13 protein-coding genes are annotated in these 10632 nt (G+C 63.7%); 4 read left to right on the forward strand and 9 right to left on the reverse strand.

The features are described 5' to 3' along the window. Window positions 1-329 precede the first annotated feature (329 nt). From AC5JJ6_RS25185 to AC5JJ6_RS25195, 3 genes are all read right to left on the reverse strand, one after another. Window positions 330-821, reverse strand: coding sequence for a hypothetical protein (locus AC5JJ6_RS25185; RefSeq protein WP_496044698.1), 492 nt, complete (start codon window positions 819-821; stop codon window positions 330-332). Window positions 822-997: 176 nt separating this feature from the next. Next, a complete protein-coding gene (locus AC5JJ6_RS25190) occupies window positions 998-1795 on the reverse strand; it encodes an anti-sigma factor family protein (protein WP_496044699.1) in 798 nt (265 codons plus the stop codon). Next, window positions 1792-2307 carry a sigma-70 family RNA polymerase sigma factor gene (locus tag AC5JJ6_RS25195; RefSeq protein WP_496044700.1) on the reverse strand — a complete coding sequence of 172 codons (516 nt, stop codon included), beginning with the start codon at window positions 2305-2307 and terminating at the stop codon, window positions 1792-1794. Before AC5JJ6_RS25195 ends, AC5JJ6_RS25190 begins: the two co-directional genes overlap by 4 nt. A gap of 199 nt (window positions 2308-2506) precedes the next feature. On the opposite strand from AC5JJ6_RS25195, the gene AC5JJ6_RS25200 reads away from it, so the two are divergent. From AC5JJ6_RS25200 to AC5JJ6_RS25215, 4 genes are all read left to right on the forward strand, one after another. Further along, window positions 2507-2875, forward strand: a complete 369-nt coding sequence (locus AC5JJ6_RS25200; RefSeq protein ID WP_496044701.1) for a hypothetical protein — start codon at window positions 2507-2509, stop codon at window positions 2873-2875. A gap of 60 nt (window positions 2876-2935) precedes the next feature. Further along, window positions 2936-3541 carry an exopolysaccharide biosynthesis protein gene (locus tag AC5JJ6_RS25205; RefSeq protein WP_496044702.1) on the forward strand — a complete coding sequence of 202 codons (606 nt, stop codon included), beginning with the start codon at window positions 2936-2938 and terminating at the stop codon, window positions 3539-3541. A gap of 560 nt (window positions 3542-4101) precedes the next feature. After that, window positions 4102-5355, forward strand: coding sequence for a lactonase family protein (locus AC5JJ6_RS25210; protein ID WP_496044703.1), 1254 nt, complete (start codon window positions 4102-4104; stop codon window positions 5353-5355). Between the two features lie 174 nt (window positions 5356-5529). Continuing rightward, on the forward strand, window positions 5530-6402 hold the full coding sequence (locus AC5JJ6_RS25215; protein WP_496044704.1) for an SDR family oxidoreductase: 873 nt from the start codon (window positions 5530-5532) through the stop codon (window positions 6400-6402). A 76-nt stretch (window positions 6403-6478) separates the two neighbouring features. Here AC5JJ6_RS25215 and AC5JJ6_RS25220 read toward each other — a convergent pair whose 3' ends face one another. The 6 genes from AC5JJ6_RS25220 to AC5JJ6_RS25245 form a co-directional block, all read right to left on the reverse strand. After that, on the reverse strand, window positions 6479-7012 hold the full coding sequence (locus AC5JJ6_RS25220; protein WP_496044705.1) for an SRPBCC family protein: 534 nt from the start codon (window positions 7010-7012) through the stop codon (window positions 6479-6481). Continuing rightward, window positions 7009-7374, reverse strand: a complete 366-nt coding sequence (locus AC5JJ6_RS25225) for an ArsR/SmtB family transcription factor (protein ID WP_496044706.1) — start codon at window positions 7372-7374, stop codon at window positions 7009-7011. Before AC5JJ6_RS25225 ends, AC5JJ6_RS25220 begins: the two co-directional genes overlap by 4 nt. Window positions 7375-7479: 105 nt before the next feature. Next, a complete protein-coding gene (locus AC5JJ6_RS25230; RefSeq protein ID WP_496044707.1) occupies window positions 7480-8754 on the reverse strand; it encodes a c-type cytochrome in 1275 nt (424 codons plus the stop codon). Then, window positions 8755-9402, reverse strand: a complete 648-nt coding sequence (locus AC5JJ6_RS25235; protein ID WP_496044708.1) for a cytochrome c oxidase assembly protein — start codon at window positions 9400-9402, stop codon at window positions 8755-8757. Beyond that, a complete protein-coding gene (locus AC5JJ6_RS25240) occupies window positions 9399-9776 on the reverse strand; it encodes a hypothetical protein (protein ID WP_496044709.1) in 378 nt (125 codons plus the stop codon). The genes AC5JJ6_RS25235 and AC5JJ6_RS25240 overlap by 4 nt, the downstream gene beginning before the upstream one ends. 10 nt (window positions 9777-9786) lie before the next feature. Continuing rightward, the coding region (locus tag AC5JJ6_RS25245; RefSeq protein ID WP_496044710.1) for a cytochrome c oxidase subunit 3 family protein at window positions 9787-10632 on the reverse strand (846 nt) is incomplete at its 5' end.

Consider the following 10632-nt stretch of genomic DNA (forward strand, 5'->3'; position numbering starts at 1 on the left):
GGTGATGTGCGTCAGGATTTCGGCCGGAAGAGGCGGGCCGTCATCCCGATTAAAGCGCCGTGTTTCGCCGGTGGCAGGATCATCGGGCTGCATGCCTGAGGCTTCAGCCAAAACTGTTTGCTGAACCAGCCCGGCTGCACTCGGTCGGGCCGGAAATCGGCTACTTCTGGCGAAATCTGCGGCTTCAGATCTAAGATAGATCTGTATTCGGATGCATGATTATCTGTCATAATCGCCCATTCCTTTGATTGACGAAGTCATCTCAAGAACGCGGCATGTCTATAATTCGTCCAGGAAAACTGTTTTATTTTTTGCCTTTAATATAGTTCTCAGGATCCCGATGCCGGAAAGTCATCGACGTGGTGAACCACCGTGAAGCTGGAGGCGAAGTCATCCAGATGGTACTGCACGGCGGCCAGGGTGCCGTTGCGGCAGCTCAACCGGATCTCCGTCGGAGGCGACGGACGGTCGCCGATGGTTCTCGGCAGATACAGGACGTCGCCCAGCCTGATGACCTTGTCGTCCTTCCCGTCCAGGGTGGGATCGAACCGGAGGAGCACGGTGGTGCTGCCATCGATGTTGATCGGGCCGACCATAAGCGGCAGGTGCGGCGCGTGCTCTCCGATCGTTCCGATCGGAAGGGCAAAGGGAGCTTCCGCCGGTGCGACACCGCACGCGGTCGCGACGATGCGTGTCGTTTCCGGGGCTTCGTTGCGTGCAAACGCATAGCCGCCGGCAAAACCCGCAGTCATGGCGAGCAGCCCCAGTGCTGCGCCGAAGCGGATCGACAAGGTACGAAAAGCTGTCGGCGGGGTGTCCATGATCCACACATCCTTGACAAGGGAGATGCGAAGAACGCGCATCGGCTTCGTTTCATCCAAAGGCACGGCTGTTCCATTGGGCAAAAAAAAGGACGTTTCTTTGGAAACGTCCTTTCCCGCGATGCCGTCAGCGACGACAGCCCTCAGCGATGGCAGCCCTCAGCGCGATATCCTGTTCATTTCGCAGCGTCCTGTCCGGCGTTTACGATTTCCGCCGCGATCACCTCGATCTGGGCGGCAGTCGTTTTTGCTGCCAGGACGTAGCTGAGTTCGGCATCGCTCCAGTAGGCCAGATTGATGCCGCCGCGCTCAGCGTGAAGGATCCCGGTGTTCCCCTGATAGCTGTGCGGCGCGATCGACAGCGTCATGCGATGCCTGTTCTGATCTTCGTAAACGACCTGGGCTAGCGGCCCTTCCTTGGTGCCGAGCAGGCGGGCGCTGATGAACGAAATGTTCAGCGGCTCCAAGGACGGCACGGTGATCGATTTTCCCAGCCGGCTCGACAGCCATGACGCCATCTGAAGAGGCTGCGTCGGATCGACGTCCGCCGGGCGGTGCGGGTTGTCGGCGAACACCAGATGAGCTCCGGCTGCTTCCGCCACATACTCCGGCAGCGGGTGCGACAGGTCGGCATAGGTCATATGACCACCCCAGCCGGCAGCAACCAGGAGGATTGCTGCTGCCGCCTTGCGCAGCCAATTGCCTGCCGCCCAGTTTCCTTCGGAAATACGCTCCCGCTGCCGCAGCCGGCCGGCGAGCCGCTGTTCGAGGTCGGCTGTCTTCGGCGACCCCTCTCCGGCCGGCAGCGCCATGAGCGCCGCGCGCAGCATTTTCTTCTGCTCGGTCATGGCATCGAGGCGGCTGCTCGCTTCCGTATCCTCGGCGAGACCGGCCTCGAGATCAGCTGCCTGTTCGGGCGGGAGCTGACCGTCAAGATAGGCGTTCAGGTCGGTTTCGCTGACTGCGGGCTTCATGGACGGCCTCCAACTATCCGGAGCCTGACACTTTTTACTCCCTCCATGGCGCGGCGCAACGCTTCGCGTCCGCGCGCGATGCGTGACATGAAGGTACCAAGCGGAACCTCGAGGACCTGTGCGGCGTCCTTGTACTTCATATCCTCGAGCGCCATCAGGACGATGGCTTTGCGCTGGGAGTCGGGAAGTTCGTCAAGGGCGGCGAGCAACTGCCGGATCTCGACATGCATCGACTGCGTCGCCTCGATCACCGGGTCGGGCAGGCTGGCTCGGGCGGCGTCGCGCACCTGCCGCTTGCGCAACGTGCTGACATGGGTGTTGCTCATGATCCGGAACAGCCAAACCCGCAGGTCTGTGCCAGGCTGGAAGCTGTCGACGGCGGCGATCGCGCGGGTCAAGGTTTCCTGCACGAGATCCTCCGCGTCATCGCGGTTGCGCGTCAGGACCAAAGCGAAACGGCGCAGGCTTACGATGTGCTCGGGAAGTGTGTCGACGATGGATTGACGGGGCATGCAAGATCTCCTGTGACCCAAGCTCGGCCAAAGAACGCGCGGGATCTCGTCTTCATCCGCGACCTGTCATCGATTCCCGCCAAAGAGCGGCAGTCCGCCGGCCAGCGAGCACGTCCGCAGTTTTTTTGCCTGCCCATGAATGAAAGAGCTGGGTCCGGCGTTTGTTGGCAACTTCTGACAGGAACCAAAGGAGCTTGCCATGGTGTCGATCTTTGATTTCCAGCCGGAACATTCCCAGCCCATGCCGGCGAACTTGGCGCGACGTGCCGGCGCCTGGTGGCTAAGGCTGAAGGAGGCTGCGGTGGAGCGTTACTGCGATTGGCGCTTCGACCGCGACGTCTGGAAGATCCATGCGGCTCTGGAGCAGTTGTCGGATCGTCAGCTCGAGCTGATCGGGTGCCGGCGCGCGTGGCTGATCGAGGATGTCCACCGCCTTGTTCGCAATCACGCCATGGTGACTTGGAGCAGCCAGTCTTTGCCGTCCCTGGCCTGGTTGCCGCCGCTGCACGAGACAGCTGCCGGAGATGCCCTTGCCGATGCATCCCGGAAGCGGGCCGAAGCAGCCTGAACAGTTCCGGCAATGCCTGGGGGGCGATGACGGAGCACGATGCTTTACGGGGAGTTCGGGATGAGCAGCTTGATCACGGGGTCGTTGGCCCGCCAACTGATCGGCATCCGCAGGCTGGCGGGGGTCGACGGGCCGACCGTGGGCCAGGCTATGGCTCATTTCGGCAGCGGTGCCACGATGGTCACGGTCCTGTTCTTCGGACTGCTGGCGATCGTGCCCTCCCCCGGATTGCCGGTCGGTCTTGTTCTTGGCAGCACCGTTACGCTGATCGTCACCCGGATGATGATCCGCGGCGGCGACGTCGTTCTTCCTTCCTTCATCGCGACGCGGCGGCTGCCGCGGGCATTTCTCGATGCGGTGCTTCGGCGAACCATTCCGCTTCTGCGCCGGACCGAGAAGCGCATGCGCCCGCGAATGGTGCGTTTCAGCACCGGAGCGGGAGCAACGGCAGCCGGTCTCATGATCATCGCCCAGGGAGTCATACTGGCGTTTCCGGTACCGTTCGGCAACGCCTTCCCCGGAGCCGCGATCGTGGTTCTGGCACTGGGGCTGCTAGGACGGGACGGTGTTTGCGTGCTGGTCGGCCATGGTCTCGGTGTCCTCGCGGCCGTGCTGCTGTTCGCCCTGATCTTTGGTCTGTTCGGCGCGATCGGCCTTGCGCTATGAGGTGCAAGATCTCTGCTTCCTGCAAGCTACTTTAGGAAGGGTAAGGCGGCGAGCTCCGGGAGCGGCCGCCTCTAATTCAAGTCGAAGTGCGACAGGGCTGGCGTCAAGCTACCGTGAGGCGGGTAGGGAGGCGAGATTCGAGGCGAAGACCTCGGCCGGAGTGCGGTAGCCGAGGCAGCGGCGTAGAGTTGTGTTGAGCCGCTCTGATGCCACGCTCAGTGGGAAACGGACCATGGCACGGCTTTCGGCCGAACCGCTGCCGCCGTCGGCGCCGGGCCATGGCCAGTGGCCCCGGCGCGCACTGTCGTCGGCCCGCAAACAATAGTACCCGCGGTAGTCCTTGCCCCATCGGTTGCGTGTACCCCATCATTCAGAACGACGCATAATATTACTTATGGAAAACAAACTTTGCATAGTCTCGGCTTCGGGATTAGAACTGAAAAAGTGATGCGGCGGACCCCAATTTTCCCACTCGGCGGCTCTGTACTAAGCGGTCTATAGTTGCTGCAGCAACAATGAGCGGAGCGGTTTTCACGCTGTCGCCACAGGGAGGATTATCGATGTCAGACGATCACACGTGCCAGCCGCGCCGCCGGGGTGGATCGGAAACTTGGCTGGAAACTTCGGTCGACCGCCGCCAGGTCCTGGCGGCAGGCGCGCTTGGCGCCGCCGGCGTAATTCTTGCCTTGTCCGGTATAGGCTTGCCTGGAACCGCCTTTGCCGAGACTCCCGCGCGCTTTGCGTATGTGGGGTCCTATACCAAGGACCCGCCGGGCGGCGGGAACGACAATCCGGTCGGGCTGTCGGTGTTCCGCGTCGATCCACGGTCGGGCGAGTTCATGCTGATTCAGCAGGTTCCAAGTGCCAATCCGTCGTTCGTGGCGCTCGACCCGAACCAGCGCTTTCTTTACGTCATCAACGAAATCGATGACTACCAGGGCCAGAAGACGGGATCGGCGGAGGCGTACTCGATCAACCCCGAGACCGGGATTCTGTCGCTGCTCAACCGGCAGCCGGTCATGGGCACTATTCCCGGACACCTGACCGTCGATCCGACGGGCAAGTATCTGATCGTCGCCAACTATATGGGCGGCAACTTCGTGACCCTGCCGATCGAGCCTGATGGCCGGCTGGGAACCGTCGTCGGCAGCTTCGCCAACAAGGGCAGCGGGCCGAACGAGGAACGGCAGGAAGGTCCGCATCCGCATGTCGTGGTGTTCGACAAGGGCAAGCGGTTCATCGCCACGGCCGACCTTGGCATCGACAAGGTCCAGATCCTGCGTCTAGACGGCGGCAACCTGCAACTGGTCAGCGAAGCGTCGATGACGCCCGGCGCCGGGCCGCGCCATGTCGTGTTCCACGACAACGGCGGTATCCTTTATGTCGTAAACGAATTGAATGCGACGATCACGGCGCTGGAATACGATCAGTCCTCGGGCCAGTTGGGTAGGCAGTTGCAGACCGTGTCGACGGAGCCGGCGGGTTACGCCGGTCCCCAGAGTACCGCCGAGATCGCGATCCATCCTTCGGGCAAATTCCTCTATGCCTCCAACCGGGGGCACAACAGCATTGCCGGGTTCCGGATCGATCCGGCAAACGGCATGCTGTCGCCGATCGGCCATACCACGTCGGGCATCGACTTTCCGCGGAATTTCGCCATCGATCCGAGCGGCGCATGGCTCTATGCCGCCAACCAGAAGGGGGACACCATCGTCCAGTTCCGGGTCGATCAGGGTACGGGAAAACTCGCTCCGACCGGGCATGTGACGCGCTCGGTGACACCCGTGGCGATCGTGTTCTCGACGAGGATCTGAGAGGGAATAAGACGGCCCGATCCAACGGAACCGACTCCTGCGGGGCCTGTTGCGACACACAGGCCAGCATGAGGGCCGTTCGGGGTCCTATCCGGGGTTTTCCGCCGAGGGGGACAGCTCCGGCAGGTCCTGACGCCTCAGCGCTGGCGATGAGAACCCGCACTGGAGATCGATATGGTAACCGACCCGAAAAACGACGCCCCCCAGCCGCCGCAGCCGAAGCAGCAGCAGGACATGCCGGGTTCGACCGCCGAGATGAGTCCCAAACCGGACCACGGCGAGGAAAGCTACAAAGGCAGCGGCAGGCTGGAGGGACGCGCCGCCATCATCACCGGTGCAGATTCCGGCATCGGCCGTGCCGTGGCCATCGCGTTCGCACGCGAGGGCGCCGATGTCCTGATCTCCTACTACAACGAACACGACGATGCCCGCGAAACGGCCCGCTGGGTCGAGCAGGCCGGACGCAAGGCCGTGGTGGTTTCCGGGGACATCAAGGAGGAATCCCACTGCAAGGAACTCATCCAGGAGGCGATCGACCGCTTCGGCAAGCTGGACATCCTCGTCAACAATGCCGCCCATCAGGCGACTTTCGAGAGCATCGAGGACATCAGCTCCGAGGAGTGGGACGTCACGTTCCGCACTAACATCTACAGTCAGTTCTATCTGTGCAAGGCCGCCATTCCGCTTATGAAGCCCGGTAGCTCCATCATCAACACCACGTCGATCAACGCGAAGAACCCGTCGCCGACCCTGCTGGCCTATGCCACCACCAAGGGCGCCATCGCCAACTTCACCGCCGGGCTTGCCGGTCTGGTCGCGGAAAAGGGCATCCGGGTCAATGCCGTGGCGCCGGGTCCGATCTGGACGCCGCTGATCCCATCGACCATGCCGGAGGAAAAGGTCGAGAGCTTCGGCGGGGACACCCCGCTGGGGCGTGCCGGACAGCCTGCCGAACTGGCGCCGGCTTATGTGATGCTGGCATCGCACGAATCGAGCTATATCACCGGCGCGATCATTCCGGTGACCGGCGGACGGCCGATGCTTTAGGTCAGGTCCGCTTCCACACGTTTTCGGAGTTGAAAAGGCTCCGCCCTTTCCGGGCGGAGCCTTTTCTTCGACCGGTTCAGGCCGGTAGAAGCCGGTCGTATTCCACCTTCAGCCGGCTCCATTCGTCCCAGAACGAAGTCGCCTGCCCTCCCCTCGCCCGCGAGGCCAGCGTGTCGAGATGAGCGTGCCAGCCAGCGCTGACGTTCAGCAAGGTTTCCCGATCGGGCAGACGGCGGTGGATTACGGTGAGGAGAACCTGGTCTCCCTGGGGCTCCAACTCGAAGGAGACGCCGCCGGTGTTTCCCCAGGCGATGGCGAGCTTGCGCGGCGGGTCGAGTTCGGTGATCCGGCTTTGCAACCGGTGCTCTTCGGGGAAGCCGGCCGGCCGCTCGCCGGGCGGGTTGCTGAGTTCGTCGTTGCGCCAGACGAGTTCGAAGGGAGCATCGACCTTCATCTCCATTTCGCCGGCTGCCAGCCACTGGCGGCGCAGCTCGCTTTCGGTCAGGTAGGCCCAGCACCGTTCGACGGAACCGGGCAGAAGCCGCTGAATCTTCAAGGTAGCGGGCTCGATCAGCTCGCCATAGGCGTCCAGTGTCGCTAGCTCGGTCATTCGTCGTCTCCTTTGGGGGCGGGGGGCTTGCGGGCGTCCTCCTCGCGGAGGAGGCGTTCCAGGGCATCCAGACGGCCGGTCCAGAAGCGTTCGTAGAAGTTCAGCCACTCATGCGCGCTCGCCAGCGGTCCAGGGTCCAGGCGGCACAGATGGGTGCGGCCACGAACCTCACGCCGGATCAGGCCGGCGCTTTCAAGTACCTTGATGTGCTTGGAGGCGGCGGCGAGCGAAATCGCGAAGGGTTCCGCGAGTTGCCCGACCGTCCGCTCTCCGCCCGCGAGCTGGCGGAGCATGCGGCGGCGGGTCGCGTCGCCGAGTGCATGAAAGACTGTATCCAGAGGATGCGGATTTAATTCAACCATGCGGTTGAATATACGCGTTGCTATCGCGATAGTCAACCATCAGGTTGAATGATCTCGCAAGCTGCCGGAAGCGCCGGTGGCGGCGCTCCGGTCAGGCTTGGATCGTTACGGCGTGTCCCGTTTTCCCGGGTCCCTGCCCTTCTCCGCATACCATGCGGCGACGGCCGCGATCTGCTCGTCCGTCAGGTTGATCGCTATCTTCGACATCAGGTGGGAGAAGTGCGTTCCGCCGCGTTCTTCCTCTTTCCAGAGTTCGAGATGAGTCTTCGCGTACCACTCGGGCTGGCCGTCGAGATAGGGATAGTGGTCGTTCTTCGACCGCCCTTCGGGACCATGGCAGCTTTCGCAGGCGGGGATCTTCCGCGCTGCTATCCCTTCCTGCGCGATCATGCGGCCAAGGTCGAGCAGTGCTGCCCGGTCCGGGGGCAGGTTGCCGGCGGCGGCGGACGCGACGATGGCGCTTTCGCTGCGGGACCCATGGGGAAGGATTTGCCTCGGGATACCGTCGCCCCTTGCAGTTTCGCTCATGCGTGGAGCAGGTTCGGAGCGGTTGGCCCTGGGCTGGGAGGCGTACCAGTCCGCAAGCGCCGCCAAGGTCGCGTCGTCATAGCGTCTGGCGGGCGGCTGCATCAGGCCGGACTCGCGGGCACCAGTGGAAAATGCCTTCAGCGTCGCCAGAAGATAGGTCTTCGGCTGGCCGGCGATGACCGGGAATGCGCCGGCCGCATCGCTTGAGCCACGGCCGAGGCCGTCGCGGCCATGGCAGCGCGAGCAGTCCGCGAGCGCCGTCTCGAATACGCCGGCGGAACCTGCCGCCGCTTCGCTCCCAGGTTCGGCCGGCGAGCCGGCGGGAGTCCCCCCAAGCGCCAAGTCGGCATAGCGTTCAGGCGTCATGTCCGGAAGCGCGCGCAGGAAAGCGACCTGCGCCCAAACTTCGTCCTCCCGGTGCTGCGTGACCCAGGACGGCATGCCGGAATACTTGATCCCATGCTTGACGATCCAGAACAGCTCCCGGTCCTCCCAGTCGCCGACGTTTTCCTCCAGCCGGGGCGGGTGAGGCGTCATCGACAGGACGACCGGCGACTGCGGCACGCCGGGCGCGCCATGGCAGGTGGCGCAGCCGGTCGCGAAATGGCCCGCGGTGCGCTGGACCAGCGCGGGGTCCGCGAGGTCGACGCCTTCCGGAACGGATATCAGCATGGACTGCCGATCGACGGAGTTCTGCATCGTCCAGTGCAGGAACCAGCCGACGATCCCGTAATGCCCGGTCGAAGCGGCGATGGAAACGAGACCGGACAAGCTGACCGCAAGCGCCAGGACGACGGCGCCGGCACCTGCGGCAAGCAGTTTCTTCCAGGTCAGGGTAAAAGCGATCCGCATCTAGCCGGCCTCCCCTATCGGCGCCCGATCCCGCAGGACGGATGAAAGTAGCGCCAGTCCACCGGCAAGATAGGCCGATCCTCCGATGACGAGCATGAGCGCTCCGCCGAGCTGCTGGTCACCCAGCGGCGTCAGAGAGGCTGCCGACGAACAGACCTCGGCACAGGCGTACAGCGCCCGGGGAGCCAGGAGCAGGAGCGCGCCGAGCAGAACCATGTGCATCGACGTGATCAGGAGCGCGAAGACTCCGGCGGCCTTGGCTCCGACCGCCGTGGTCCAGACCAGCACTCCTGCCGCAAGGAACGATGCCTGTTCCATGACGAAGAGACCGGTTTGCAGCCGGGCGGCGTCATGCAGCGCCGGGGCATGCCATGTCCAGACCGCGGCGAACTCGAACAGCGACGCCGCGATCGCCAAGGCGGGCGGCAGGGCCGCTACCTGTGCCGGGATCGCCCGCGAGATGCCGAGAGCGAGCAGCGGCGCCACGACGGCGACGACTCCCATGTGCATCACCATATGGGCCGAGAACGACCCCCTTGCCATCTGGGGAAGAGGGCCGAACCATATGAGAGCGAGCAGGGCGAGCCCGGCGGCGAGCGGCCATAAATGCGCCGGGTTGCCGGTGAATGGGGCTGCGGTGTCCGTCATCGGCAATCCCAAATCGTGAGTGCGGGCATGGCGACGAACAGCACGCCGACAAAGGAGAGCGCCGCCAGGAGTACGGTCGAGAACTCCAGGAATCTTTCGCGGTCCAGGTCGCTGTCCTCGTTGTGGCGGTAGCCGCCGCCGTGATAGCGCCATTCCCGGATGGAGCGCCACAAGACGAAGCCTATGCCTGCGAGGGCCACGACCGTAATGCCGGCCACCAGGAGCCGCGTTCCGCCGATCGGCTCGAAGATGTCGTTGTTCGGAGCGCATTCGACGGCGGCGACGACGTAGCTGAGAAGGAAATGAAAGGCCCAGATCGTGGGCGCCGTGATCAGCGTCCAGAGATTGTCCTGGGTATGCCGGGAGAATGCCAAATCAGCCTCCTCAAGCCGCTGATGGAGACAGGGCGATGGTCGCGGCGGTGATCAGACCGGTCGCTGCCATGAAGTGCCAGTAGAGGGCGACATTCTCGATGTCGATGTCGTAGACCGGGGTCAGTCTGCCGGCGAAGGAGCGCGCCAGACAATAAGCCAGCATCAGGGCGCCGACGGCGGCATGGGCCACCGTCCAGATGACGAGCACCCAGACCGTAGCCGGATAGACGTGGCTGACGGGATCGAGACCGGCCCCATAGGGCGCCCAGACGAGTGCCGCCCCTCCGGCTAGGGCCAGGACTGCACCGCCTGCCATAAGCAGCCGCGCCACGGCGACATTCCCCGCCTTGTTCGTCTTCAACGCCGCCCAGGCGGCCGCCCAGGCTCCGGCCGTCAAGACCAGAGAGACCAGCGGCCACAGCAGGCCCGGGGTCGGCGCTCCAGTCGGCGGGAAGTCCTCGTGGATCGTAAAGAAGAAGAAATAGCCGAAGACGAGGGACAGGAAGGCGGTCCCGTCGCCGACCATGGTGATGAACATGGCCCACCAGCCGACCGATTGCGGGCCGGACTTGTAAAGGGGCAGGCTGAGGCCGAGGCCGACGTCCTTCTCCGCTTTTTCCGGGATCAGCGATGTGCCGCGCCACAGCCATACAAGGATCGAGATCGTCGTCAGGACCATGGCGACAAGTGTCGCCTCCCACCAGTGGAAGGTCGCGAAGATGAAGACGGCGCCCAGCAGGATCGCGGCGATCATCGTCATGAAGGTAGGGCCGGGCACGCGAAGACACTGGACCGGTTCGCCGTCGAGCACGCTGGTCACCATCGTTTCGCGCTGTAGTTCCTCGGCGTCGGCCAG

The organism is Skermanella sp., from assembly GCF_059503625.1.

What these genes read in the sequence shown, in the direction of transcription:
- AC5JJ6_RS25185 (WP_496044698.1), bottom strand. Translation starts at nt 821, where the DNA reads ATGGACACCCCGCCGACAGCTTTTCGTACCTTGTCGATCCGCTTCGGC.
- AC5JJ6_RS25190 (WP_496044699.1), bottom strand. Translation starts at nt 1,795, where the DNA reads ATGAAGCCCGCAGTCAGCGAAACCGACCTGAACGCCTATCTTGACGGT.
- AC5JJ6_RS25195 (WP_496044700.1), bottom strand. Translation starts at nt 2,307, where the DNA reads ATGCCCCGTCAATCCATCGTCGACACACTTCCCGAGCACATCGTAAGC.
- AC5JJ6_RS25200 (WP_496044701.1), top strand. Translation starts at nt 2,507, where the DNA reads ATGGTGTCGATCTTTGATTTCCAGCCGGAACATTCCCAGCCCATGCCG.
- AC5JJ6_RS25205 (WP_496044702.1), top strand. Translation starts at nt 2,936, where the DNA reads ATGAGCAGCTTGATCACGGGGTCGTTGGCCCGCCAACTGATCGGCATC.
- AC5JJ6_RS25210 (WP_496044703.1), top strand. Translation starts at nt 4,102, where the DNA reads ATGTCAGACGATCACACGTGCCAGCCGCGCCGCCGGGGTGGATCGGAA.
- AC5JJ6_RS25215 (WP_496044704.1), top strand. Translation starts at nt 5,530, where the DNA reads ATGGTAACCGACCCGAAAAACGACGCCCCCCAGCCGCCGCAGCCGAAG.
- AC5JJ6_RS25220 (WP_496044705.1), bottom strand. Translation starts at nt 7,012, where the DNA reads ATGACCGAGCTAGCGACACTGGACGCCTATGGCGAGCTGATCGAGCCC.
- AC5JJ6_RS25225 (WP_496044706.1), bottom strand. Translation starts at nt 7,374, where the DNA reads ATGGTTGAATTAAATCCGCATCCTCTGGATACAGTCTTTCATGCACTC.
- AC5JJ6_RS25230 (WP_496044707.1), bottom strand. Translation starts at nt 8,754, where the DNA reads ATGCGGATCGCTTTTACCCTGACCTGGAAGAAACTGCTTGCCGCAGGT.
- AC5JJ6_RS25235 (WP_496044708.1), bottom strand. Translation starts at nt 9,402, where the DNA reads ATGACGGACACCGCAGCCCCATTCACCGGCAACCCGGCGCATTTATGG.